At 72.9% G+C, this 24,503-nt stretch carries 18 protein-coding genes, 1 other RNA gene and 1 pseudogene; 4 read left to right on the top strand and 16 right to left on the bottom strand.

Annotation, left to right across the window (positions count from 1 at the left end):
• Positions 1-213: 213 nt before the first annotated feature.
• A complete protein-coding gene (locus tag B086_RS0106165; protein ID WP_026252152.1) occupies positions 214-2,637 on the bottom strand; it encodes a HelD family protein in 2,424 nt (807 codons plus the stop codon).
• Positions 2,638-2,766: 129 nt separating this feature from the next.
• Entirely contained in the window at positions 2,767-3,417 is a 651-nt protein-coding gene (locus B086_RS0106160) for a CGNR zinc finger domain-containing protein (RefSeq protein WP_018565532.1), read from the bottom strand.
• Between the two features lie 201 nt (positions 3,418-3,618).
• Here B086_RS0106160 and B086_RS0106155 point away from each other — a divergent pair, with 201 nt between their 5' ends.
• Complete coding sequence (locus B086_RS0106155) at positions 3,619-4,164, top strand: DUF1772 domain-containing protein (RefSeq protein WP_018565531.1); 546 nt, start codon at positions 3,619-3,621, stop codon at positions 4,162-4,164.
• 137 nt (positions 4,165-4,301) lie between these two features.
• On the opposite strand, the gene B086_RS0106150 is transcribed toward B086_RS0106155, so the two are convergent.
• From B086_RS0106150 to B086_RS0106120, 8 genes and pseudogenes are all read right to left on the bottom strand, one after another.
• Complete coding sequence (locus B086_RS0106150) at positions 4,302-5,465, bottom strand: uroporphyrinogen-III synthase (RefSeq protein ID WP_018565530.1); 1,164 nt, start codon at positions 5,463-5,465, stop codon at positions 4,302-4,304.
• Between the two features lie 272 nt (positions 5,466-5,737).
• Positions 5,738-5,938 (bottom strand): annotated as a pseudogene (locus B086_RS39275) (antitoxin); the annotation flags it as partial.
• Between the two features lie 92 nt (positions 5,939-6,030).
• Positions 6,031-7,272 carry a hypothetical protein gene (locus tag B086_RS44925; protein ID WP_018565528.1) on the bottom strand — a complete coding sequence of 414 codons (1,242 nt, stop codon included), beginning with the start codon at positions 7,270-7,272 and terminating at the stop codon, positions 6,031-6,033.
• A gap of 27 nt (positions 7,273-7,299) precedes the next feature.
• Positions 7,300-12,150 carry a ricin-type beta-trefoil lectin domain protein gene (locus B086_RS0106135; RefSeq protein WP_018565527.1) on the bottom strand — a complete coding sequence of 1,617 codons (4,851 nt, stop codon included), beginning with the start codon at positions 12,148-12,150 and terminating at the stop codon, positions 7,300-7,302.
• 474 nt (positions 12,151-12,624) lie between these two features.
• Positions 12,625-13,025: a transfer-messenger RNA gene (gene ssrA / locus B086_RS42215) on the bottom strand.
• Positions 13,026-13,193: 168 nt separating this feature from the next.
• Complete coding sequence (gene smpB, locus B086_RS0106130) at positions 13,194-13,673, bottom strand: SsrA-binding protein SmpB (RefSeq protein ID WP_018565526.1); 480 nt, start codon at positions 13,671-13,673, stop codon at positions 13,194-13,196.
• A 126-nt stretch (positions 13,674-13,799) separates the two neighbouring features.
• Complete coding sequence (locus B086_RS0106125) at positions 13,800-14,255, bottom strand: GNAT family N-acetyltransferase (protein WP_018565525.1); 456 nt, start codon at positions 14,253-14,255, stop codon at positions 13,800-13,802.
• Between the two features lie 59 nt (positions 14,256-14,314).
• Positions 14,315-15,583 carry a hypothetical protein gene (locus B086_RS0106120; protein WP_106436032.1) on the bottom strand — a complete coding sequence of 423 codons (1,269 nt, stop codon included), beginning with the start codon at positions 15,581-15,583 and terminating at the stop codon, positions 14,315-14,317.
• Between the two features lie 265 nt (positions 15,584-15,848).
• On the opposite strand from B086_RS0106120, the gene B086_RS0106115 reads away from it, so the two are divergent.
• Entirely contained in the window at positions 15,849-16,349 is a 501-nt protein-coding gene (locus tag B086_RS0106115; protein ID WP_234029263.1) for an ATP-binding protein, read from the top strand.
• A complete protein-coding gene (locus tag B086_RS39260) occupies positions 16,346-17,215 on the top strand; it encodes a hypothetical protein (RefSeq protein ID WP_018565522.1) in 870 nt (289 codons plus the stop codon). The genes B086_RS0106115 and B086_RS39260 overlap by 4 nt, the downstream gene beginning before the upstream one ends.
• Here the strand turns inward: B086_RS39260 and B086_RS0106105 are convergent.
• The 3 genes from B086_RS0106105 to ftsE form a co-directional block, all read right to left on the bottom strand.
• A complete protein-coding gene (locus tag B086_RS0106105; protein WP_106436031.1) occupies positions 17,136-18,401 on the bottom strand; it encodes a S41 family peptidase in 1,266 nt (421 codons plus the stop codon). The genes B086_RS39260 and B086_RS0106105 overlap by 80 nt on opposite strands.
• Before the next feature lie 90 nt (positions 18,402-18,491).
• Complete coding sequence (gene ftsX / locus B086_RS0106100; RefSeq protein ID WP_018565520.1) at positions 18,492-19,409, bottom strand: permease-like cell division protein FtsX; 918 nt, start codon at positions 19,407-19,409, stop codon at positions 18,492-18,494.
• 34 nt (positions 19,410-19,443) lie between these two features.
• Positions 19,444-20,133, bottom strand: a complete 690-nt coding sequence (gene ftsE / locus B086_RS0106095) for a cell division ATP-binding protein FtsE (protein ID WP_018565519.1) — start codon at positions 20,131-20,133, stop codon at positions 19,444-19,446.
• A 230-nt stretch (positions 20,134-20,363) separates the two neighbouring features.
• On the opposite strand from ftsE, the gene B086_RS0106090 reads away from it, so the two are divergent.
• Complete coding sequence (locus B086_RS0106090; RefSeq protein ID WP_018565518.1) at positions 20,364-20,558, top strand: hypothetical protein; 195 nt, start codon at positions 20,364-20,366, stop codon at positions 20,556-20,558.
• Positions 20,559-20,688: 130 nt separating this feature from the next.
• Here the strand turns inward: B086_RS0106090 and B086_RS0106085 are convergent, their stop codons facing one another.
• From B086_RS0106085 to B086_RS0106075, 3 genes are all read right to left on the bottom strand, one after another.
• On the bottom strand, positions 20,689-21,597 hold the full coding sequence (locus tag B086_RS0106085) for a hypothetical protein (protein ID WP_018565517.1): 909 nt from the start codon (positions 21,595-21,597) through the stop codon (positions 20,689-20,691).
• 298 nt (positions 21,598-21,895) lie between these two features.
• Positions 21,896-23,011: a peptide chain release factor 2 gene (prfB, locus tag B086_RS0106080; RefSeq protein WP_018565516.1), complete on the bottom strand. Its 1,116-nt coding sequence runs from the start codon at positions 23,009-23,011 to the stop codon at positions 21,896-21,898.
• Positions 23,012-23,137: 126 nt separating this feature from the next.
• The gene (locus B086_RS0106075; RefSeq protein ID WP_018565515.1) at positions 23,138-24,382 is read right to left on the bottom strand and encodes a serine/threonine-protein kinase; all 1,245 of its coding nucleotides are present in this window, start codon (positions 24,380-24,382) and stop codon (positions 23,138-23,140) included.
• Positions 24,383-24,503 lie beyond the last annotated feature (121 nt).

The following is a 24,503-nucleotide window of genomic DNA, read 5'->3' as shown; positions in this document are numbered from 1 at the left end:
GGGCGGAAGCAGCAAAAGAGGCCCACGTCACATTCGCTGTGACGTGGGCCTCCGCTGAGCTTGATGACACCGGCCCGCCATGCTCGCCTCGCGGCAAGTGGTCGCTCGTAGCGACGAAGGTTGGGCCCGGGGGCTTGGATCGGGCCGGTGCCACACCAAGGCTAACAAACGGATCCGGCGAGACCATTCCCCCGGCGAGGTTCCTTTCCGCGCTCAGTCCCGCAGCAGGTCCGGCACCCCGGCGGCGTCCGGCTCGTCGCGCTCGCCGGAGACCACGGTGAGCTGCTGGGTCGCGCGGGTCAGCGCGACGTAGAGCACCCGCAGCCCGGCCGGCGACTCGTCGGCGATCTCCGCGGGCGAGACGACCAGCGACGCGTCGTACTCCAGGCCCTTGGCCTCCAGGCTGCCCAGCGCCACCACCCGGTCCCCCAGGCCGGCCAGCCAGCGGCGGGCCTCCTCGCGCCGGTTCATGGCCACGATCACGCCGACGGTGCCCTCCACCCGCTCCAGCAGCCGTTCGGCCTCCGCCCGCACGGTGGCCCCCAGCGAGCCCCGGACGACGGCGAAGCGCGGCTGCACGCCCGTGGAGCGCACCGCGGAGGGCGCGCGGGAGCCGGGCATGGCCAGGGCCAGCACCCGGGCGGCCAGCTCGGCGATCTCGGCCGGGTTGCGGTAGTTCACCGTCAGCTCGAAGCGGCGGCGCGGGCGGGTGCCCAGTGCCTCGTCGCGGGCCTCGGCCGCCTCGTCCGGGTCGGACCAGGAGGACTGCGCCGGGTCGCCCACCACCGTCCAGGTCGCGTGCCGGCCGCGGCGGCCCACCATGCGCCACTGGAGGGGCGTGAGGTCCTGCGCCTCGTCGACGATGACGTGCGCGTACTCGGTGCGCTCCTGGGCCAGCCGCTCGGCGCGCTCGCGCTGCGACTCCTCGCGCACCGGCATCAGCTCCTCCAGGCCGGTGAGCTGGTCCAGCGGGTCCAGGTCGCGCTTCCTGCGCGGCCGGGCCGGGGTGCCGAGGATCGCCTGGAGCTCGTCGAGCAGCGCGATGTCGTGCACCGAGTACCCGTCCCGCCGCAGCGAGCGGGCGACCTTGCGCACCTCGCCCGGGTTGAGCACCCGGCGGGCCCAGCGGCCCAGGCGCCGCTCGTCGGCCATGGCGGCGAGCACCGCGCGCGGGGTCAGCTCGGGCCACCAGGCGTCGAGGAAGGCGATGAAGGAGTCCTCGTCCGTGACGTCGTCGTCGAAGGAGGAGCGCAGCTCGGCGGCCAGTTCCGGGTCGGTGTGCCGGGTACCGGCCCCGGACTTCTCCCACAGGGCGTCCAGGAGCAGCTTGCGGGCGCGCGGGCGCAGCAGGTTGACCGGGGCGGTGCCGCCGAGGGCGGTGCGCCGTACGTGCTCCAGCTCCGCGGCCTCCAGTTCGAGGCGGCGGCCGAAGGCGACCACCCGCAGCCGGGTCGGCGGCCCGGCCGGGACCGGCGCCTCCTCCGTCTCCTCCGGGTCCTCGCCGAAGGCGAGCTGTCCCGCGGGCGCGTGCGCGGGCGTGCCCGCCGAGGTCTGCGCCCCGCCGCGTGCGCCGGGGCTCAGCTCCAGCGCGCCCCGCGCCGCCTTCCGCAGCACCTTCAGCATCCGGTACGAGCCCTTGGCGCGGGCCACGGACGGCGCGTCGTACACGGTGGCCTCGACGCCGTCGACGAGCGAGCCGATCGCCCGGACGGCGACCTGGCCCTCCTCGCCGAGGGAGGGCAGCACACCCTCGGTGTACGCCACGAGCAGCGGGGTCGGCGAGACGATGAGGATGCCGCCCGCGTACCGGCGGCGGTCCTGGTAGAGCAGGTAGGCGGCGCGGTGCAGGGCGACCGCCGTCTTGCCGGTGCCCGGACCGCCCTCGACATAGGTCACCGAGGCGGCGGGCGCCCGGATGACGAGGTCCTGCTCGGCCTGGATGGAGGAGACGATGTCCCGCATGCTGTGGCTGCGAGCCTGGCCGAGCGCCGCCATCAGCGCGCCGTCGCCGACGGCGGGCAGCTCGCGGCCGTCCAGCCGGGCGGTCAGCTCGGGCCGCATCAGGTCGTCCTCGACGCCGAGCACCCGCCGCCCCTTGGAGCGGATCACCCGGCGGCGCACGACCCGGCCGGGGTCGACCGGGGTGGAGCGGTAGAACGGCGCGGCGGCGGGCGCCCGCCAGTCGATGACCAGCGGGGCGTAGTCCTCGTCCAGGACGCCGATGCGGCCGATGTGCAGGGTCTCGGCGATGTCGGCGGTGTTGTCCTCGCGCACCGCGCCCTCGGCCGGTTCGACGGCGGTGTAGGCGCCGTCCGGGCCCTTCTTGCCGTCCTTGCCCCGCAGCAGGTCGATGCGGCCGAAGAGGAAGTCCTCGAACTCGTTGTTCAGCCGGTTGAGGTGGATGCCCGCCCGGAAGACCTGGGCGTCCCGTTCGGCCAGCGCGCCGGGCGTGCCGACCTGGCCGCGCTCGGCCGCGTCCCGCATCAGGAACTCGGCCTCGTGGATCTTCACCTCGAGCCGCCGGTACACCCGGTCCAGGTGGTCCTGCTCCATGCTGATCTCTCGGTCGCGCACGGTGTCGTGCGCTGCGTCGTGAACCGAACCGACCGCGGAATCCTGTTGAGCCTGAGCGGCCACCGGGCCCCCTTCTGACGTGCTGGGCAGCCGTCAACCGTACGCGAAGGAGGCCCGTCGGCGGAAGCCGGACCCGGCCTGCGGGCGGGGCGCCGCCCGGAGCGGTGGGCCGGGCGGGGACGGGACGGTCCGTCAGGTGCGGGCGAGGGCGGCGCGGCGGCGGTGGCGGGCGACCCGTTCGCGGTTGCCGCAGACCTCGCTGGAGCACCAGCGGCGCCGTCGGCCCCGGGAGGTGTCCAGGTACACGAGGGGGCAGTGGTCGCCCGCGCACCGGCGCAGCGCGGCGCGGGCGACGGGGTCGGTGAGCAGGTCCAGGGCGTCGCGGGCGACGGCCGCGAGCAGCGCGGCGCGCTCGGGCGGGGCGGCCAGCACCCGTACGAGGGCGCCGTCCGCGCCGCGCACGGCGCGCGGGGCGGGCGGGGCGGCGCGCGCGGTGTCGTTGACGCGGGCCAGGGCGAGAGCGAGGCCGTGGGCGCGGGGGGCACTGGGATCGCGCGGGGCGCGGGGGTCGCGCGGCGGCGGTCCGTCCAGGTGCGCGTCCACCAGGTACGCCACCTGCCCGCGCAGTTCGCGGAAGGCCGCCGCCCAGGTGTGGTCGGCGTGCGCCAGGCCGGTGCCCGGCGGGACCAGGCCCGAGCCCGTGATCCAGGCGCGCAGCGGCGCGGGCGTGCCGAGCCGTTCCGCCGGGTGGGTGGTGGCGAGCAGGTCCAGACAGATCCGCCCGGCGTCGAAGCGCAGTTCGGGGAGGACCGTGGCCGTGTGCGGAGCCGTACCCAGTGCCATGTGCCTGTCACCGCCTAGGGGGCGACACCCCGGCCGGTCGCCGGACCGACGGCGGGGTGCTCGTCAGGGCTGGGGAAAGCGTTCCCTCCCACAGTGCCCGCCCGTTCCCCCGGCCGGAACCCCCCGCGCGTGGACGGCCGCGTATGCGCCCGCGCGTCTCGGCGATGGGCGCGGGCCGGGCCGGTGCGTTGACTGGGTGGCATGACGGACATCGAGATCGGCTACCGCGAGGGACTGGGCCGCGGCGCGGGCGGGGACAGGGTGCGGCGTGGCGCCACGGCGGGTGTGCTGGGCACGGCCGCCGTCGCCACCGGGCTGCTGGCGGGCGTCTACTACGTCTTCGCCTGCGCGGTGATGCCCGCGCTGGCCCGCAGCGACGACCGCACGTACGTCGAGGTCATGCGGGACATCAACGACGTGATCCAGAACCCGCTCTTCCTCCTCTCCTTCCTCGGCGCCCCGCTGCTGACCGCCGTCTCGGCGTGGCGGCTGCGCGGCACCCGGCCGCTCCGCCCGTGGGTGTGGGCGGCCCTGGCGGCGCACGTCCTCGCCTTCGCGGTCACCGCGGCGTGCAACGTCCCCCTCAACGACGCGCTGGCCCGCGCCACCGCCCCCGGCGCGGCCCGCGCGCACTTCGAGAATCCGTGGGTGGCCTGGAACGCCGTCCGGACCGTACTGGTGACACTGGCCCTGGCCTGCCTGGCACGGGCGCTGCTGCTGCACGGGCGGGCGGAGCGGCGCGGGTGAGGGGGCCGCGGACGGCGGACGGCAGACGGCAGACGGGGCAGGAGCGGTCGACGGACGGTCCGGGGACCGGAGGGCCGCGCCGCCGGGCGTGGCGGGGACGCCGTCCCGCCGGGGACACGGCAGTGCGCGGACAGACCCTAGTCGTCCGTGTGCTGCGCGTCCGGCGTCGGGTCGAGGGCCAGCCGGTAGCCGCGTCCGACGACCGTCTGGATCAGGTCGGGGTGTCCGAGTGCGGTGCGCAGGCGGGTCATGGCGGTCTCCACCACGTCTTCGTCTTCGTTGCGGCCGGTGCCGGGCAGGGCGCGCAGCAGGTCGGCGCGGGAGACCACACGGCCGGGGTGCCGCGCGAGCGCCCGCAGCAGCGCCGTACCGGCGGGCGGCAGCGGCCTCAGGTCGTCGTCCACCAGCACCGCGTGCCCGCGGGGCTGCACGCGGTGCCCGGCGACCGGCAACGTCCGTGCCCGGCCCGGCAGTTCGCGGCACAGCACCTGCACCAGCGGCCCCAGCCGGAAGCGCTCGGGCTGCACCGTGGCCACCCCGTGCTCCTCCAGCGGCACGGCGGTCACCGGGCCGACGCACGCGGGCAGCACATCGTGGGCGAGCGCGGCCAGCAGCTCGGCCAGCAGCCCGCGTTCGGCCGCGCGGGACAGCAGGGACGCGGCGGCCGGGGCGCTGGTGAAGGTGAGCGCGTCGAGGCCGCGCGCGACGGTGGTGTCCAGCAGCCGGTCCAGCGGGCCGGGGTCCTCGGGCGGCAGCCACCGGTACACCGGCACCGGGACGACCTCGGCCCCGCCCGCCCGCAGCGCGTCCACGAAGCCGGACAGCGGCTCCCCGTGCAGCTGGACGGCCACCCGCCGTCCGGCCACGCCCTGTTCGAGCAGCCGGTCCAGCACCTCGGCCATCGACTCCGAGGACGGCGACCACCGCTCGGTCAGTCCGGCGGCCCGGATCGCGCCCTTGACCTTGGGCCCGCGGGCCAGCACCTCCGCCTGCCGCAACCGGTCGAGCAGGACCTCGCCCCGGCCCCAGCCGGCGGCGGCCTCCAGCCAGCCGCGGAAGCCGATCGCGGTGGTGGCGATCACGATGTCGGGCGTCCGGCCGACGATCTCCTCGGTGGCGGCCAGGAGTTCGCTGTCGTCGGCGAGCGGGACGATGCGCAGCGCGGGCGCGTGCACGACGAGCGCGCCGCGCCGCCCGAGCAGCGCGCCCAGTTCGTCGGCGCGCCGCGCGGCCGTCACCCCCACGGTGAACCCGGCCAGGGGTCCGTGTCCCGGCTGCTGCTGTTCCTCGACCTCACCCATGGCTCATCGTCCCGTGCTCGCCTCGTCGTGCCTGCCACCAGTGTCACGTGCCGTCGCGGCGCCGCGACCTCGCCCCCCGATTGTCGCCCGCCCCGCTCACTCGGGGGCGGGGCGGGGGCGGGCCGAGAGGGCGGGCTTCGCGGGACCGGCCGCCCGCCCCCTTCCCGGGAGACTCAGGACTTCTCCCCGCCCTTCCCGTCCCCCGCGCTCTCCGGCTTCTCCGACTTCTCCAGGTTCTCCGGCTTCTCCAGGTTCTCCGGCTTCTTGCCGCTCTCCTTCTCGCCGAGCTTGCCGATGTAGTCCTGGGCCTTGTCGACGGCGTTGTCGATCTTGTCGTGGTGCTTGCCGCCGGTCTTGCCGTCGATGAAGTCACCGGCCTTCTCCAGACCGGCGGAGATCTTGTCCCCGTGGGTCTCGGCCAGGTCCTCGACCTTGTCCTTGAGGTTCTTCAGGTTCTTGAGCTGTTCGAACATGTGCCTGACGTCCTTCTACAGCGGTGTAGTTGCCGAGACCTCATGTTCTCATCGCCGGACGCGCCCCGGGTGCGGGCGGGGCGCGGGCGGGGTCAGCCCTCCGCGTTCTCGGGCACCAGGCGGCGGACGTCCGCCAGCAGGCGGGGGCCGTGGAGACAGGCCGCCGCGCGGGCCGCGAGCAGCTCGTACTGCCCGGCGGTCAGCGGTGTCCGCGTCCGCACGAGCGTCCGCAGCAGCAGGCGCAGGGCCAGTTCCGGGGCGTAGAGCCAGGCGCAGTCGGTGAGGGCCTGGGCGGTCTCCGGATCCAGGACCGCGGCGAACTCGCCCAGTTCACGGGTCGCCGGGCCGTTCCTGGCGCCGCCGCCCACCAGATCGCCTCCGTCCAGCGGCGGCACGTCGAGGCCGGACAGCCGGGCGTCGCACTCCGCGACGACGGTCCGCAGCCACGCCTTGCCCGAGGCCCTCGCGGGGTCGTCCCCCGCGAAGAAGCCGGGGCCCAGCCCCGTACCGGCGCACCACAGCACCTCGCTCGTACGGCCGGGGAGGTAGTCGAGGAGTGCCTGCGCATCCCGGCGGACGGCGAGCACCGCCCGCGGGTCGGACGCCTCCGACAGCAGGTCCCGGACGACGGCGACCGGCGCTGTTGCCCCGCCGTCCGGAGCGAAGGCGCGCATCAGCCCGCTCATGCCGAAGTCGCCGTCGGTGAAGCGCTCCGTCGGCGGGTCCGGCGGGGGCTCGTCGTCGACCAGGTACCGGACGGAGTCCACCACGAACTCGCCGAGGTGCAGCGCCGTACCGATCGCCTCCATCCGCGCGTACCGGTCCGGCGCCAGCCACGCGCCCGGAGCGTTGCGCAGGACGCGCAGCAGGATCCGGAACGCGAGGTCGGGGGTGCCGCGGCGGGCGCACGCGGTGAGCGCGTCCCGTACGTCCGCGGCCAGGAAGGACAGTCCCGCGATCTCGGCGACGACCGCCTCCTCCTGGTCCCGTCCGTCCTCCAGGTCGGCCCCGGACAGGGCGACGGGGTCCATGACCGCGGACAGCCGCGCGTCGCACAGGGCGACGACCGTCCGCGTCCACGCGGTCCACTCGGCCGGCGCGGTACCGGGCAGGTACTCCGCGCCGGCCGACCACAGCGCTCCGACCGCCTCCGGGGCGAGGCCGTCCAGCAGGGTCAGGGCGTCCCGCCGGACGGCCAGGACCTCCCGGTCGTCCTCCTCCGCGAAGTGGTTGGCCACCACCTCGGCGGGGGTGTCCCCCGAGTGGGTCCAGTCCGCGTGGAAGAAGCCCATCACCCACGGCACACCGAACTCGAAGTCGGTGAAGCGCTGCATCTCGTTCCGCTTCCTTCCTGCTTCTTCCTACTTCGGGTACGCGGTGTACACGTAGTAGCCGTGCGGGTGGCCCTTGGCCCGCTTGAGCATGATGTAGAAGCCGTTGCCGGCGGCCTTCTCGGTGTTGTTGGCGTAGTAGACGGTGCCCAGGGAGTTCTTCGCCCCGAACGTACCGCTCCACTCCAGCTCCTGCTTCGACCCGCGCAGCCACTTGGCGATGGCGCCCGCCCTGCCGGCGATGGCGTAGTCGACGACCTGCTGGGCCGTCACGCCGTCGGAGAACACGCTGTTGGGCGTGTCCCGGCCGGCCTTGGCCGACTTCTTGGCGGCCAGGGCGACCGCCTCCGCCTTGCTCGGGTCCACGTGCTCGTCCAGGACGTGCGCGAGACCGGGGAACTTGCCCTCGTCGGCGATCAGGTCGTTGCAGTTGTGGACCAGGACCGGGGCGTCGCCCGCCACCGCGTAGAAGGTGTGCAGGCCCGACACGGTCAGGTCGTACACCGTCCGCGGCGCGGCGGAGTCACGGCCGGGCAGCGCGGCCACCGTGCGCGTCCCGCCGTCCGGGGTGCGCAGCCGGTCCCCGGCGCGCAGGTCGGACGCGAGGGTCCAGCCGCGGCCGGTGACGTAGAAGCGGTGGCCCGGCGTGCTGGTGAGGTGCCCGCCGCCCGCCAGGGTGACGTCCAGCAGGTCCTCGGTGGTGTGCCGGAAGGTGCGCGTGACCGGCTCGGACCGGTTGCGTCCGGTGGCCGGGTCGGCGGCCAGGAGCCGGTCGCCCAGGCGCACGTCGCGGATCGGCTTGCGGCTCCCGTCGGCCAGGACGACGTCCGTGGTGCCGGGGAAGCTGTTGATCCGGCACGCCGTCCGCGCGTCCTCGTAGACGGACACCGTGCGCTCGATGTCGGCGAGCGTGCGCGCGTCCACGTCGAGGGCCTTGAGCGCCTTCAGCGCGTCGGAGACGCCCACGCCGGTGCGCAGCGCGGCGTCCACCCCGCGGATCGCCTCGGTGATCTTCGCGATGGGGCCGCCCAGCGGGAGCCAGGTGGCGGCCCAGGCGCAGTCGCCGTAGCTGCCGCTGCCGTCGCCCTTGATCTTGTGGTAGCAGCCGGTGAAGTCACCGACGACCGAGTCGAAGATGCCCTTCCACAGGTCCTTGGTCGCCTGCCACGAGGAGACCTTGACCGTCTTGGTCAGGCCCTTGATCGTCTGCGTGGTGAGGAAGACCGTGTCCTCGGCCGGGCAGCCGGACTCGGTGGCGGGGACATCGGGGTTCGTGCACAGGTAGAAGCTGACGACCGCGTCGAAGTGCGCCTTGAACACCAGGTCGCAGGGCAGCCGCGAGCAGTCGTCCGGAAGGCGTTCCGGGTCCCCGCTCTGCTTGATCTCGTCGATGACGGAGAACACGCCACCGGCACCGGTGGCGGCACCGGCCTGCACCTGCTTGTTGGCGTCGTTGCGCTGTGCCTCGTCGGCCGCCTGCTGGGCCGAGTCCGCGTACTTCTGCGCGTCCTTGGCCGCCTCCTCGGCCGCGGTGGCCTCGGCGTCGGCGCGGTCGGCGGCGGCGCGGGCGTCCTTGGCCGCCTGCTCCGCCTCGGTCGCGGCGGTACGGGCGGCCTCGGCGTCCAGCGCCGCTTGGTCGGCGGAGTCCCGGGCGTCCTTGGCGTAGCCCTCGGCGCGTCCCGCGGCCTTGTCGGCCGCCGCCGCGTCCGCACCGGCCTGGCGGTCGTACTCCAGGGTGTTGGCCAGTGACGTCTGGGCGTCGGCGGCCGCCTGTGCCGCCTCGGCCGCGTATCCCAGGGCCTCCTTCGCGGACTTGCGGGCGTCCGCCGCGTGTCCGGCGGCCTCGGCCGCGATCGTGTAGGCGGCCTTGGCGTCGCCGGTCGCCGCGTTCGCGGTGGACTGCGCCTGCGCGGCGGCCTGCTGCGCGTTCTGGGCATGCGCCTCGGCGACCGCCTGCTGCTGCTCGGCGATCGTCTTGGACGACTGGCCCGTCAGCACGGCGAGCCCGGCGGCGGCGTCGGTGGTGATGTACGGCGAGCCGAGCTGGATCGCGTCGTTGGCCGGGGCGGCCACCTGCTGGGCGGAGTTGCGGGCGTCCTCGGCCGCCTGCGCGGTGACATGGGCGTGTCCGGCCGCGTCCGCCGCGCCGGAGACCGCCTTGGCGGCCTCCGCCTTGGACGCGTCGGCCTGCTTCTTCGCGTCGGCGGCGTGCTTCTCCGCCTCGTCGGCCAGCTGTACGGCGGTACGGGCCGCGGTGGCCGCGTCCTGGGACGCCTTGATGGCGTCCGCCGCCGAGCTGGTCGCGGTGCGCACCGCGGCGTCCGCCTTGAGCTTGGCGGCCTGGGCGGCGTCGGAGTCGGAGCGGGCCCGCTCGGCCGCGGCCTCGGCGCGGGTGGCGGCCGCGTCGGCGTCGGCGGCGGCCTGGGTGGCCGCGTTCGCCTCGCCGCGTGCCGAGCGCGCGGCGGATTCGGCGTCGTCGGCGGCCCCGTCGGCGGCGTCGGCCGCGGCGCGCGCGTCCTTGGCGTCGTCGGCGGAGGCGTGGGCGTCGGCGTAGGCGTCCTTGGCGTCGGCCTTGGCGCGGGCGGCGTTCGCCTTGCTCTCCGCGTCCCAGGCGTCGTCCCGCTTGGCCTTGGCGCCGTCCCGTGCCTGCTCGGCGGCCTGCCGCTTCTCGCGGGCGGTGGACTCGGCCGTCTCGGCGCGGCCCTTGGCCTCCTCGGCGGTCTTGGCGTAGCCCTCGGCGTTCTTGCGGTGCTGGGCGGCCTCCGCCTGCTTCTGCGCGGCGGTCGCCTTCTCCGCCTTGGCGGTGGCCTCCTCGGCCTCGGCCGCGAGCCGCTTGGCGTGCGCGGTGGCCGCGGCCGACTTGGCGTCCGCCTCGGCCTTGCGCGTCTCGGCGAGCTTGGCGCGGGCGGTGTCGCGGGCGGCCTTGGCCGTCTGCGCCTGTACGGCGGCGGCGTCGGCGGCGGCCTTCGCCTGCGCGTTGGCCTCCTGCGCGGCGGCCGTACGGAAGGCGGCCTTCGACTCGGCGGCCTGCGTCAGGGCGCGGGCGGCGACGGTGGCGCTGTCACCGGCGGCGGCGCGGGTGGCGGCGTAGGCGGTGTCGCCCGCCTTCGCCATCGCGTCCAGCGCCGCGGCGGACGCCTTGGTGACCTGGGCCTTCTGCTGGCCGACGAGCAGCGCGCGGCCCCGGGGGGCGCCCGCCTTGTCGGCGACGGCGTAGGCGGCCTGTTCGGCGGTGTCCGTGTCGGTGGCGTCCTTCTTCGCCGCCGCAGCCTGTGCCTTCAGCAGGTCGAGCTGCTTCTTCGCGGCGGCCTGGGCGTCGGTGACGCCCTTCTTGGCCGTGGTGAACTGGGCCGTCTTCGGGTATTCGAGGCTGTCCGTGCCCTTGTGGCCGGACGGCACGATGTCGAACTTCTGCACACCCGCGGTGCTGCACGTGAGCAGCCGGCTGTTCTGGCCCTTGGTGTACGCCTTCAGGTCCAGGCACTTGCCGGAGCCCGCGTTGACCAGGCTCGTGGTGGCGTGCGGGTTGTACGTCCAGTTCTGGGCCGGGCTCTGGTTGCAGGTCCAGATCTGGATGGCGGTGCCGTCGGCCGTGCCGGCGCTCTTGACGTCCAGGCACTTGCCGGAGGCGACGTTCGCGAGCGCGCCGTCGCGGATCTGCCACTGCTGGGCCGCGGAGCCGTTGCAGGTGTAGATCTGCACCGGGGTGCCGTTGTCCTTCTTGCCGCTCTCCACGTCGAGGCAGTTGGCGGAGGAGCCGTGGGCGTGCAGCACCAGCGGGCTGTCACCGATCCAGCCGGGGCCGCCCGCGGACCAGTAGTCCTGCCAGCGGGTGAGGTGATCGGCGTACCAGGACTGGCCGAGCATCTCGCCCAGCGCCTTGGCGCCGGCGGCGAGCGCCTTGGTGGCGTCGCTGTTGGCGGTCAGGATCTGGTTGCGCTGGACGGCCTGGGCGGCGATCTCCTGCTGCCACTCGGCGGAGGCGTCGGCGACCTCCTTGCCCAGCACCTTGTCCGGGTCGACGGGGGTGCGCCAGCCGCAGGCCGCGAAGCGGGTCTTCAGGTCCTCGACCGCGATGCGGTACTCCAGGCTGCCGGGCTCGGGCGCGGTGCGCGCGAATCCGCCGGAGGACAGGAAGAGCCGGGCGTTGTCCGCGCCGGTCGGCTCCATGTCCCAGTTGACCAGATCGTCCCAGGCGGCGTGCTCGGCCGTCGCCTGCTGCCAGTCCTGGCCGGGGACCGTGGGGTCGGGATCCTTGCCGTAGAGCGGGGTACCGAGCTCCTTGACCGCCTTGACGGTCTCGGCGTCGGCCTGGGGCGTGGGGTCCTCGTAGAAGCCGTCCTCGTCCTTCCAGAACTGGGCCGCGGTCCACTGGCCGAGCCCGGTCTGGTCGAAGAAGTCCTTGCGGTTGTCGCCGGGCAGGCCGGGCGGGTCCTCGAAGTCGGCGACCGACTTGAAGCCGCCGGGCGTGGGCAGGCCGGAGATCTTCCAGTCCTTGACCCGGTCGTAGAGGGCCGAGCCCTCCTTGTCGGCGGCGCTGCGGTCCGCCTCGTACGCCTCGGACAGCGGGGTCTTGTTCCAGTACTCCTGGTTCGCCGCGGTGTGCAGCTGCTCGGGGGTCTGGTTCAGCGCGTTCTGGGCGACGCCGTACATCCCGGGGCCGCCCAGGCGCAGCACACCGGCCATCAGGCACTGGTCCTGGCGCAGCCGCTCGGCCGCGGCGGTGTCGAAGCCGTCGTAGCTGTCGGCCACCGGGACCGCGTCCTCGGCCCAGCGGCCGATCAGATCGGACCGCGCGGCGAGCGGGGTCAGGACGGCGAGGGTGAGAAGGGCGGGTACGAGACGCGCGGACCGCCCTGGTCCGCGCCGGCCGCGCCGCACGGGCGGTCTCGGGCCTGTTCTGGACTTCAAAGTGCATCCCTGCTTCGTGAACGGGCAGGCGGGAGCCCGTCCGGAGAGTCCGAAGGCGCGGGACGCGAGCAGACACTTGCCGGCGATTCCCCCGACCGCAGGCCGATGCGCCCACCGCCAGAAGGGTCAGTTCCGGCCGGGCGCGCCGGCAACTCTAGGCAGGTCATGGGCGTACATGACAAGAACCGGATCATCCGCTGGCCGAAATCGCCCCCCTCACCGAAACAAGGAGATGCCCCGCAGGACCCGTGCAGCACTTGTGAAACCAGCGGTTTCCGGACACCGCTGCCCGGCCAAGATTGGCCGGATCACACCAGCGCACCTGGGAACCATCCCGCTCCCTGAACCGTCCCCGCCCGCGGTTACGCGCACGGCGCACGACAAAGGCCCCACCGCTCGAAAGCGGCAGGGCCTTGGTCTCACATGGGGTACCCGCGGACGGGTGAGTGGAGATGGCGGGAATCGAACCCGCGTCCAACGGTGCGGAACCAGGGCTTCTCCGTGTGCAGTCCGCTACGATTTTCTCGGCCCCGGAGATCACGCGGACAAGTCTCCGACGGGCTCAGTCACTGTTTGGTTTCCCTCTTCACCCCGTGACCGGGATCAAGGTTTAGTCCCCTAGCTGATGCCAGGATCCGGGTCGGGAACAGCCCCGGGCTGACACTCCCTGTATAGGAGGCTCGCGATCGCTACCTGAGATCAGGCAGCGAGGGCGAAGGCCTGCTGGGAGGAATCGCGCTTGGTATTGGCGATTATTTTTTTCGGCCTGTGGTTTACGAGATCATGGCCGCTTCCTCGACACGCTTCCCCTGCTTCGACAGCCGCTGTCGAAACCGATCATCCCCATGTTGTTTTTTCAATCCCTCCGAAGAGGCCCTCAGAGGCCCTCCGCAGAGGCGGCGCGCACCGGCTGTGCGGTGCAGTTGCCATCGTACGTGACCAACGCGGCTCCTTGCCAGCTTATTCCCGCTGCCCCGGCGCCCCGCCCGGTCCCGTCACGCGTCACGCGCGCGTCACGCCTGCTGCTTGCGGCGCACCGCCGACATCACCCGCTCCGCGTCGCGGCGGTCCTGCTTCTCGCGCAGCGTCTGCCGCTTGTCGTACTCCTTCTTGCCCTTCGCCAGCGCGATCTCGATCTTGGCCCGGCCGTCCTTGAAGTACAGGGCGAGCGGCACGATGGTGTGCCCCGTCTCCTGGGACTTCGACTCCAGCTTGTCGATCTCCTCGCGGTGCAGCAGCAGCTTCCGCTTGCGCCGGGCGCTGTGATTGGTCCAGGTGCCCTGCGTGTACTCCGGCACATGCACGTTGTGCAGCCACGCCTCGTGGTCGTCCAGCTGCACGAACCCGTCGACCAGCGAGGCCCGCCCCTGACGCAGCGACTTCACCTCGGTACCGGTCAGCACCAGACCGGCCTCGTAGGTGTCGAGGATGAGGTAGTCGTGCCGCGCCTTCTTGTTCTGCGCGATCAGCTTGCGCCCTTTTTCCTTAGCCATAGTGCGGTCCATTTTGGCACTAGACGGGGGGTGGACGGGAAGTCCATTTCCACGGTCTCCCAGTCACCCGGCCTGGGACGGCTCAGGTCCGGGCCGCGGCCCCTCGAAGGCAGCGGCCACTGCTCCTCAGCGAACGGGACGGATCATCACCGTGAGTCGTGGGGAGGCCGGTGACGGCTGGCTGTGGCCGATGTCCTCGTATCCCCACGACCGGTAGAGCGCGTGGACCTTGCCGTCGCCGGCCGCTCCGTTGACCATCAGCGTCACGTACCGCTCGCCGGGGCTGGCGAGCAGAAGGGCGTCGTGGATGCGCCGGGCCGTTCCGGTCTTACGCCAGTTCGGCCGGACGCCGATCTCCTTGATGGCCAGGGCCGGATACTCGGTGTATTCATCGGCCGGTGCCGGGCTGGTGCGCTGCCAGTAGCGGTCGCCGTGCTCGATCCGGTTGCCGTAGGCGTATCCGACCGGGTGCTCGTCGGCGTACGCGAGCACGGCCACGAAACCCGGCTCGGTGCCGTGCCGGTCGAAGCGCTCGCCGAAGGCGGTGACTGCGTGGTTCGGCAGGTGAGCAGTGGCGCGCATGTGACTGCGGTGACATCAGGGGCGGGCGAAGAGGTGCGGTACGACGGTGGGCTCCGTGATCACGTGGCAGTCCTCCAGGTGGCGGTGTGCTCGGTCCAGTCCTGAATGATGGTGTTGCCGGGCGCGGCGGCCCGTAGCGCGGCCCCGAACTCCTGGAGCATCCGGGCGACCCGGGCGTGCCGGGTAGCGGTGATGGCGGGGACTTCCATCGCGGTGGACGCGGCGGCGTCGGCCTCCCCCTGCCCGAGCTGGGCTTGTGCGAGCCGAGCAGTGTTGATCGCGCGGTCACGTTGCATCTGGGGACGGAGCAGGGCCAGGCTGCGGTGAGCGTGCGCTTCCGCCTGTTCGAAGTTGCCGAGGCGGAGATGTGCGGACAGGGCCAGCGTTTCCAACTCGGCTCCGTCACCCACAGCGGCCATCCACATCGGGCGAACGGCGTCCGGGTCGGCGCGTTCGAGCGCGTCCTGGGCAGCTCCGAGGGCGCGGTGGACGGCCGCGGTGTCACCGGTGAGACCGAGGGTGGCGGCATGCCGGGCATGCCCGAGGCAGCTGAACAGGGGATCACGCCGCGTGATGTGCAGGCTTCGCGCGACGTCGTTCGCCGCGAGGGCGTCGGCGGGCAGGCCCATGTGCCGGTACATGCTGCCCGCGTGGCTCCAGACTCGGAATTTGATCGCCTGGTCGCCGGACATCTCGGCAAGGGCCTGAGCCTCACGCATGTGTGCCTTGGCGGTGTCGTAGCGGCAGCCGTCGATGGCGGCCCACATCGCTGAGGAACGGAACGCGGCAGCAGAGGCATACAGGCTGCTGCGCACACGCGGCGCGACGCTGCCGGCGTTCTGAAGGTTCAGTGCCTCGTCCGCGAGCGCGGCGGCCCGCTGCTCGATGCCGGGCTGCCCTCCCCAGCGGATGTCGCTGGCGATGATCTCGGTGAATCGCTGCTGCAGACGGTCGACGTCGCTCATGCCGATACGTCGGGGGGCGGTACCGGGAACTGCTGCCGCGGCCACAGCGATTCCGCTGATGAGGGTACGGCGCTTCATGTCGTCCTCCTGCTGGGGGGCGCGGGCGGGCCGAGCCCGCCCACGAGGCACGAACCCTAATTCCGTTGCGGACATCCCCGTCACGGCCTCAAGAGCCCTGCGGGTGAATTCATTCGGCCAACGGACCCGGCCCGACTTCCAGGAACGGACCGACGAACCGTCATAGCTGCCTGTGCGTCCGGTCAGCCGCTCCACAGCTCTGTTGGCCGCTTCAGCCAGGCTGTTGGCGCTGTGGCCGTGCTCCTTCATCCACGTCTCAAGAGCTTCGTTGCGCGCGGCACTCATGCGCGCAACGTAGCGGCACATACGCGCCACGTCAGGAGAACCGCGAGTCACATCCCCCTAGGGGCGAAGCCCGGTCTCTTGCCCATCGCCCTAACCGAGCCACTGGCTGACAGAGTTGTCTGGTCATCGGCAGTCGGCGCGTAGCAGGCCGCCGACCAATGGCCCGGCCCACCCTCTGTGTGCAGCGGAGGGAAGGCGAGCAGGGCATCCCCGACTCCCCGAAGAGGTCAGGCGTGAAATGACCAGAACAAGCATGGTCCCCGGTGTGTCCGGCGATCGGAACGAGCCGGAGCCGGACACGGACCGCCCGGCCGGGCACGGGCCGACGCGTGCGAAACGGCTGCGGCCGACCTGGCATCCGGTCGCCTCGGCCACCGGATGCCCGTCCTACAGCGGAGTGTTCCCACGGGACGAGCGGGCCGCCGGGGAGGCGCGGGTGATGGTGGCGACCGTGCTGGCCGTGTGGCATCTGCCCCGGCTCGTGGCCGACGCCGAACTGGTCGCCTCGGAGCTGGTGACCAATGCCGTCCGGCATGCGCGTGGCCCGGACGTGGGGATGACGGTGACCCGTACGGGACACACGAAGGTGCGCGTGGCGGTCACGGACGGGAGTCCGCTGCTGCCGCGCCTGCGGGGCGCGGACCTGCTGGCCGAGACGGGCCGGGGGCTGCGTCTGGTCGACGGTCTGTCCCAGGACTGGGGCGTCACGCCCTGCGTCCGCGGCAAGAGCGTGTGGGCCGAGGTGGGAGAGGCGGGAACGGGATGACCGGCACCGACCGCCGCCCCGGTCCGACCGGTGCCTCATCGGTACTGCCCCCCGTCCCCGCCGGGATCACGCCCTACCTCGCGGGCTACAGCCGCGAGACACCGCTGCCGCTCGCCCTGGTCAGGGATCCGGTCCGGGACCGGCTGGCCTACGCGGACGAGACGCCGTACGACCGGGACAGCTGGGGAACGCTGTGGACGCGGACGGCGATGCCGCCGAGGGGCCGGCGCGGGAGTCCGCGGCCCCGGGCCGTCCATCCGTACCGGCAGCGCCGCGCGATGCTCGACCTGTGGTGCCCGATCTGCAAGCAGCCGGTGGATCCCGGCTACACCGGCCCGTACCTCTTCCTCCGCAGGGCCGAGGGCGGGCCCGTCTGCGAGGGCGAGCACACCGGCAGCCCGCCCCTTCATCTGCCCTGCGCCGCCGTCGCCGTCCAGGTCTGCCCGGACCTGCGGGACTGCTGGACAGCGGCGTGGGCGCGGCACGCCCCCTACTGGGGTGTCACGGGTGACGTCCACGACCCGCGGACGCTGGCGCCGCGCGCGGTGAGGGTGGAGATCCAGGCCGAGTCCTCGGCCGTCCGCTGGACGGTCGCCCACCGCATGCTCGTCGAACTCCAGCACGTCACCCCTCTGAGCCGGGCGGCCCTGGAGAGCGAGTGGGCCCGTCTCGGCCGGGAGCGCTTGGAGCACGAGTTCGCCCGGATAGCGGCGCTGACCGGTGCCGTACGAAACCCGCCCGGGGCGGGAGCGGCGGCACCCGGCGGCACCGGGTGGTCTTCCGACGCTACGAAGGGTCCCCCAGCCCCGTCAGGACCGTGCGGGCGCGGGACAGCGGGTCCGTCCCCGCGTCCAGGTCGGGGGTGATGCCGTGGCCGTCGACGCTGCGGCCGGCGGGGGTGCGGTAGTGGCCGACGGTGAGTTCGGCGACGGAGCCGTCGGGCAGCCGGGTCGGCATCTGGACCGAGCCCTTGCCGAAGGTGCGGGAGCCGACGACGAGGGCGCGGCCCCGGTCCTGGAGGGCGCCGGTGAGCAGCTCGGCCGCGCTCATCGTGCCGCCGTCGACCAGGGCGACCAGCGGCCGGGTGGTGTCGCCGCCGGGCTCGGCGTGCAGGGCGCGCTGGCTGCCGTCGACGTCGTAGGTGGCGACCAGGCCGCCGTCGAGGAAGGCGGAGGCGGTGGTGACCGCCTCGGTGACCAGGCCGCCGGAGTTGCCCCGCAGGTCCAGGACGATCCCGGAGCGGGCCGGGGCGCCGCGCACGGCCGTGCGGACCTTGTCCCCGGCGCCCTTGGTGAAGGCGGTGATCCTGATGACGGTCGTACCGTCGGACAGGCGCCGCACCGAGACGGAGTCGGTGGACAGGCGGGCCCGGCGCAGCGTCCGCGTCCAGGTGCGCGAGCCGCGCTGGAGGCCCAGGGTGACGGAGGTGCCGGCGGGCGCGTCGTCGGCGTCGCCGCGCAGCAGGGAGACCACGTCGGTGACGGGCCGGCCGTCCACCGTCTCGCCGTCCACGCTGCGCAGCCGGTCGCCCGCGCGGATCCCCGCGTCGGCGGCCGGTGAGCCGGTCTGCACCTCGGTGACGTCGATCCGGCCGTCCCGCGCGCGCCGCGCCCACAGCCCGACGCCGGTGTAGCGGCCGTCCAGGGCGTCCTGGAACTCCTCGTAGTCGCCCGGGGAGTAGACGGCGCCCCAGCGGTCGCCGCTGCGGCTGACGGCGTGTTCGGCGGCCTCCACCGGCGACTTGCCCGCGGCCATGGCTTCGGCGGCGGCCCGCGCGACCTGTTCGGACGGGCTCACGGGGGACGACGACCGGTGCGCGGAGGCGGCGGCGGAGTCGGGGTCCGAGGGGCCGGGGGCGGAGCCGGGAGCGGGCGGGCCGACGGGGGCGGACGGGACCGGGACCGCGCGGTGCGCGGACGCCGCGGACCCGCGCTCGTGTCCGGGCAGCGAACCGGTCGCCGCGCCCGCCACGAGCACGCCCACGAAGACCAACGTCAGACCGGCCCCGGAGCGGCTGCGGCGGGGCTGACAGAAGGGGTCACGGCCTGACATGGCGGTGAGTCTAGGACAACGCGCAGGGCCGCACGCGCGCTTGGCGGTGCGGCCCTGCCGACATGTGTCACACCATCAGATGGACAAGCGTCACACCTTCAGATACTTGCGCAGCGCGAGGAAACCGGCGAGCGCGGGGATCAGGAAGCTCGCGGCGAGGATGAGCGGCAGCTTGGTGAGCACCGCGTCCCAGCCCACGAAGTTGATCAGCTGGAGCTTCGAGGACAGCGCCACTCCGTTGTCGATCACGAAGTACTGCACGGTCACCAGGAAGGAGGAGGCCAGCAGTCCGCCGATCAGCCCGGAGACGGCGGCCTCCATGATGAACGGCGCCTGGATGTAGAAGCCGGAGGCGCCGACCAGGCGCATGATCCCGGTCTCCCGGCGGCGGCTGAACGCGGAGACCCGCACGGTGTTGACGATCAGCAGCGTCGCCACCGTGAGCATCACCGCCATCACGCCGCGGGCCGCCCAGTTCAGATAGCCGAGCAGGGTGAAGAGGTTGTCCAGGATGCTCTTCTGGTCCTGCACGGTCTGCACGCCGTCACGGCCGTTGAAGGCGCTGGCGATGACCTGGTACTGCTCCGGGTTCTTCAGCTTGATGCGGTACGACTCCTGCATCTGGTCCGGGGTGATCGAGGAGGCCAGCGGCGAGTTGCCGAACTGCTCCTTGTAGTGCTTGTACGCCTCGTCCTGGGATTCGTACGTGACCTTCTCCACCACCGACATCTTCTGGAGGTCGGCGAGGATCGCCTTCTTCTGGTCCTCGGTGACCGCGCCCTTGGCGCACTTCGCGTCGGACTCGGCGTTGCTCTTGTTGCAGAGGAAGATCGACACGTTGACTTTGTCGTACCAGTAGCCCTTCATCTTGGTCACCTGGTCGCTCAGCAGGAGGGATCCTCCGAACAGGGCCAGGGACAGGGCCACGGAGACGATGACGGCGAACGTCATCGTCAGGTTGCGGCGGAGACCGACACCGATCTCCGACAGGACGAACTGGGCGCGCATGGCGTCTGGTCAAGCCTTTCCGTCGTGGACTTTCTCAGTGCTGGTAGCCGTAGACGCCGCGCGCCTGGTCGCGGACGAGGCGGCCCTTCTCCAGCTCGATGACGCGCTTGCGCATCTGGTCCACGATGTTCTGGTCGTGGGTCGCCATCACCACGGTGGTGCCCGTCCGGTTGATGCGGTCGAGCAGCTTCATGATGCCTACGGAGGTCTGCGGGTCGAGGTTGCCGGTGGGCTCGTCGGCGATCAGCAGCTTGGGCCGGTTGACGAACGCCCGCGCGATGGCGACGCGCTGCTGCTCACCACCGGACAACTCGCCCGGCCTGCGGTCCTCCTTGCCGCCGAGTCCGACGAGGTCCAGCACCTGCGGCACGGACTTGCGGATCTCGCCCTTCGACTTGCCGATGACCTCCTGCGCGAAGGCCACGTTCTCCGCGACCGTCTTGTTCGGCAGCAGGCGGAAGTCCTGGAAGACGGTGCCCAGCTGGCGGCGCATCTGCGGCACCTTCCAGTTGGACAGCCGCGCGAGGTCCTTGCCCAGGACGTGCACCTGGCCGTGGCTGCACCGCTCCTCGCGGAGGATCAGCCGCAGGAAGGTGGACTTTCCGGAGCCGGAGGACCCCACGAGGAAGACGAACTCGCCCTTCTCGACCTCCAGGGAGACATCCCTGAGGGCGGGGTGGGTCTGCTTGGGGTAGACCTTGGAGACACTGTCGAATCGGATCACGGATGCACCACGGGTCGCCGGGGGTAGATGAGCGTGACCATACGCGAGTCGGGTGTGGGTGCGCAGTCACCGGTCGGGGTTGGGGACAGTTGTGCGTTTTGTCGTGCCCGCGGCCCGGATCCGGGAGGACCCCGCGCTGAAATCCGGGGAACCTGGCATGGTGGAGAAGGGAACGTTCGCGTGCCCGCGGGCGTTGTCACGGGTGTAACCGGTGCAAGGAGGGCGAGCGCATGACGTACGACCGGCTGGTGTGCGCGAACTGCGCGGCGCCCGTGAGTGAGGGCCGCTGCCCGGTGTGCCGCGCGAACCGCGAGCGGCTCCAGCAGGAGAACAACTTCCTCGCGGGGCTGAACCCGATGGCGCTGATCGCGCTGCTGGCGGTGCTGATCGCCGGGGTGGCGCTGCTGGCGCAGCAGACCGCTTAGCGGCGTACGGAGCCGCGGTCGGCGGGCCCCGCCGGGAGCGGGTGGACAGGACAGGGCTGAGGGGCCCGGAGCGGTGCGCTCCGGGCCCCTCAGCAGGTGTCGCTCACGCCCCGTGAGGCCGTGGGCACACTCAGGCGGTGGCGCCGCCGCGGCCCGCCATCATGCGCGGCAGGATCCGGAAGCCGATACCGCCGGCGATCATCGTCGCGGCACCGATCAGCAGGAACGCGGTCTGGCCGGCACCGGTCTCCGCCAGCTGCTTGCCGCTGCCCTGGGGCGCGGTGTTCGCCGGGGTGCCGGCCGGCGTGTCCGTGCCGGTGTCGGTCAGGGCCGAGGAGCCCTGCTCCTGCGGGGCGGGGCCGCCGCTGCCGCCGCTGCTGCCGTCGGGGGTGGTGCCGCCGGTGTTCCCGCCGTTGCCGCCGGTGTTTCCGCCGTTGCCGCCGGTGTTTCCGCCGTTGCCGTTCCCGCCGTTGTTGCCGGAACCGCCGCCGTTGCCGCCGTTGCCGCCCCCGCTGTTGCCGGAGCCGCCGTTGCCGTTGCCGCCGTTGTCGCCGCCCTGGGACGTACCCGTGGAGGTGCCCTCGGACGTACCGGTGGAGGTGCCCTCCGAGGTGCCGGTGGACGTGCCCTCGGACGTACCCGTGGAGGTGCCCTCCGAGGTGCCGGTGGACGTGCCCTCCGACGTACCCGTGGACGTGCCCTCGGACGTACCGGTGGAGGTGCCCTCCGAGGTGCCCGTGGACGTACCCTCCGAGGTGCCCTCCGACGACCCGGTGGAGGTGCCCTCCGAGCCCGTCGAGGTGCCCTCGGACTGGCCCTCGCTCACACCCAGCGAGGTGCCCTCGTTGGTGCCACCCTGGTCGGTTCCTTCGCTGGCGCCCTCGTCGTCACCGCCGGCGGCGACGCCGAGGCTGACCGGACCGACCTGCACGTTCGCGTCCAGCGCGGAAGCCGCGCCCGCGGCGGTCAGCGAGGCACCCGCGGCGATCACCGCGCCGGCGGCTATGCGCGCGACCCGGACCCGCGTCTTCTTCGTCATATGTTCGCTACCCCCAGTAGCCGATCGTCAATGAGGCCGCGCCGGGGGCAGTGATCGACGGAGGTGCTGAACGATGAAGCCCCCCGGTTCACATGCGCCCCGTACCTACGCATGCCGCGCCTCACCCTTCCCATATTTCAAAGCAACGTCAAGGCCGTTGCGACCGCGATGTCCGGGTAAGCGCTCTTTGCCGGAGGAAGAGCGATGTGAGTGTGACGCAAAACCCAGACATCGGGCACAGAAAAGGCAACTGCCGCCACGAGGGCAGCAGTTGCCTTGTCGACAAAGCGTCCGATCTCTACTTGCTCTGCTGTTCCTGCTGCTTGCGCCAGCGAATCCCGGCCTCCAGGAACCCGTCGATCTCGCCGTTGAACACGGCCTCCGGGTTGCCGACCTCGAACTCGGTACGCAGGTCCTTGACCATCTGGTACGGGTGCAGGACGTACGAACGCATCTGGTTGCCCCAGGAGTTGCCGCCGTCGCCCTTGAGCGCGTCCATCTTGGCCTGCTCCTCCTGGCGGCGCCGCTCCAGCAGCTTGGCCTGGAGGACGTTCATCGCCGTGGCCTTGTTCTGGATCTGCGAGCGCTCGTTCTGGCAGGAGACCACGATGCCGGTGGGCAGGTGGGTGAGGCGGACGGCGGAGTCGGTGGTGTTCACGCCCTGGCCGCCGGGGCCGGAGGAGCGGTAGACGTCCACGCGCAGCTCGGACTCGTCGATCTCGACGTGGTCGGTCTGCTCCACCACGGGGAGGATCTCGACGCCCGCGAAGGAGGTCTGCCGACGGCCCTGGTTGTCGTAGGGCGAGATGCGCACCAGGCGGTGCGTGCCCTGCTCCACCGAGAGGGTGCCGTAGGCGTAGGGCACCTGCACGGCGAAGGTGGTCGACTTGATGCCGGCCTCTTCGGCGTACGACGTCTCGTAGATCTCGGTCTTGTAGCCGTGCTGCTCGGCCCAGCGCAGGTACATGCGCTGGAGCTTCTCGGCGAAGTCGGCGGCGTCCACGCCACCGGCCTCGGCCCGGATGTTGACCAGGGCCTCACGGGCGTCGTACTCGCCGGACAGGAGGGTGCGGACCTCCATCTCGTCCAGCGCCTTGCGCACGGAGGCCAGCTCGGACTCGGCCTCGGCGCGGGTGTCCGGGTCGTCCTCCTCCTCGGCCATCTCGAACAGCACAGCGAGATCGTCGATCCGTCCGCGCAGCCCCTCCGCCTTCCTGACCTCGGCCTGGAGGTGGGAGAGCTTGCTGGTGATCTTCTGCGCCTCGTCCGGGTTGTCCCACAGGGAGGGCACTGCCGCCTGCTCCTCGAGCACGGCGATGTCTGCCCTCATCCTGTCGAGGTCCAGAACGGCCTCGATCGACTCCATGGTCGAGGAGAGGGACTTGAGCTCTTCGGATACGTCGACGACTGCCACGCCTCCAGCGTAACGGCTCCGCCGGGCGGCCAGCGCCGGGCCGGGGCGGGGGTGGCCGCGGGGGCGGGGCGCGGGGGGCGGCGGGGCCGCGGGGCCGGGGCGGGGAGCGGCCGGGGGCCCGCGGGGTCAGGGCGCGGCGGGCGCCGAGTGCTCCGTGTCCCGGGCCGGGCCGTCCGCGCCGTCGCCCGAGGACGCCCACCAGGCGCCCGCGCCCACCGCGCCCGCCAGCACCAGACCGGCCACGCTGAGCGTGATCCGGCGGCGCCGGGCGGCCGTGCGGTGGCGGGCCGAGCCGGGGCGGGGCGCGCCCGGCGCCCGGGGCGCGCGGGCGGTGCCGCGGGCGCCGCCGGCCAGCTCGTCCGGCGCGGGCACCCGCATCGAGGTGTGGGTGTCACGGTTGGAGTCCGGCTGCGCGCCGGGCACCAGCGGGACCGCGCCCCGGCGGCGGGCCCGGTCCCCGGCCGGTGCCGCCGTCTCCTCGGGCGCCTCGTCCGCGCCGTCACCGGCGGCGTCGGCGTCCGGTTCGTCCACCTCCAGGGGCGGCATGCCCGCGAGCAGCGGCAGCAGCTCGCGCAGCCGGGCCGCCAGCTCGGAGGCGCGCAGCCGGGAGGCGGGCCCCTTCGCCAGACACTGCACGATGAGCTGCCACAGCTCGTCGGGGATGCCGGGCAGCGGGACCACGGTCTCGGTGACATGGCGGCGCAGCACCGCGCCGGGGTGGCCGCCGCCGAACGGGGTGAAGCCGGCCAGCAGCTCGTAGAGGACCGTGGCCAGGGCGTAGATGTCCACCGCCGCGCGCGGCGGCAGCCCCTCCACGATCTCCGGGGCCAGGTAGTCCGGCGTGCCGATGATCCTGGTGGCGCGGGTGCGCTTGGGCGAGTCGATGAGCTTGGCCACACCGAAGTCCGTCAGCAGCGCCGGGTGGGCGCCGCCGGGACCGAGCGGGCCCTGCATATCCAGCAGGACGTTCTCCGGCTTGACGTCCCGGTGCACGACCCCGGCGGCGTGCGCGGCGGCCAGCCCGTCGGCGACGTCGGCCACGATCGCCACCGCCGCCTCGGGCGCCAGCCGCCGCTCGCGCTCCAGCCGGGTGCGCAGGTCGGTGCCGCGGACCAGGTCCATCACGAGGGCCAGGTCGTTGCCGTCGACCACCAGGTCGCGCACACAGACCACGTTCGGGTGTTCGAGGCCCAGCAGGGCCGTGCGCTCCTGCACGAAGCGGCCCACCAGCTCCTGGTCGGACGCGAGGTCCTCGCGCAGGAGCTTCACGGCGACGGGCCCGTCCGGTCCCTCGCCCAGCCACACCGTCCCGGCGCTGCCCCGCCCCAGGATCTGGTGCGCGGTGTACCGGCTGCCGATCTTCCGTGCCAAGACTGCTCCTACAGACGCGTGTTGCCGACAAAACTACGCGTCCGGCGGGGCGGCCTTCACCGCGGCGGCCGAAATCACCCGCCGGGTGTCGACAAATCCATGAACTCGCGTCGACGGCGGC

Source organism: Streptomyces sp. PsTaAH-124, from assembly GCF_000373685.1.
Taxonomy (GTDB): Bacteria; Actinomycetota; Actinomycetes; order Streptomycetales; family Streptomycetaceae; genus Streptomyces; species Streptomyces andamanensis.
Note: the sequence above shows the minus strand (reverse complement) of the source record. Positions and strands in the feature narration are given on the sequence as shown.

What these genes read in the sequence shown, in the direction of transcription:
- B086_RS0106090 (WP_018565518.1), top strand. Translation starts at nt 20,364, where the DNA reads ATGACGTACGACCGGCTGGTGTGCGCGAACTGCGCGGCGCCCGTGAGT.
- B086_RS44925 (WP_018565528.1), bottom strand. Translation starts at nt 7,272, where the DNA reads ATGCAGCGCTTCACCGACTTCGAGTTCGGTGTGCCGTGGGTGATGGGC.
- B086_RS0106105 (WP_106436031.1), bottom strand. Translation starts at nt 18,401, where the DNA reads ATGTCAGGCCGTGACCCCTTCTGTCAGCCCCGCCGCAGCCGCTCCGGG.
- B086_RS39260 (WP_018565522.1), top strand. Translation starts at nt 16,346, where the DNA reads ATGACCGGCACCGACCGCCGCCCCGGTCCGACCGGTGCCTCATCGGTA.
- B086_RS0106150 (WP_018565530.1), bottom strand. Translation starts at nt 5,465, where the DNA reads ATGGGTGAGGTCGAGGAACAGCAGCAGCCGGGACACGGACCCCTGGCC.
- B086_RS0106085 (WP_018565517.1), bottom strand. Translation starts at nt 21,597, where the DNA reads ATGACGAAGAAGACGCGGGTCCGGGTCGCGCGCATAGCCGCCGGCGCG.
- B086_RS0106160 (WP_018565532.1), bottom strand. Translation starts at nt 3,417, where the DNA reads ATGGCACTGGGTACGGCTCCGCACACGGCCACGGTCCTCCCCGAACTG.
- smpB (WP_018565526.1), bottom strand. Translation starts at nt 13,673, where the DNA reads ATGGCTAAGGAAAAAGGGCGCAAGCTGATCGCGCAGAACAAGAAGGCG.
- ftsX (WP_018565520.1), bottom strand. Translation starts at nt 19,409, where the DNA reads ATGCGCGCCCAGTTCGTCCTGTCGGAGATCGGTGTCGGTCTCCGCCGC.
- B086_RS0106125 (WP_018565525.1), bottom strand. Translation starts at nt 14,255, where the DNA reads ATGCGCGCCACTGCTCACCTGCCGAACCACGCAGTCACCGCCTTCGGC.
- B086_RS0106120 (WP_106436032.1), bottom strand. Translation starts at nt 15,583, where the DNA reads ATGAGTGCCGCGCGCAACGAAGCTCTTGAGACGTGGATGAAGGAGCAC.
- B086_RS0106155 (WP_018565531.1), top strand. Translation starts at nt 3,619, where the DNA reads ATGACGGACATCGAGATCGGCTACCGCGAGGGACTGGGCCGCGGCGCG.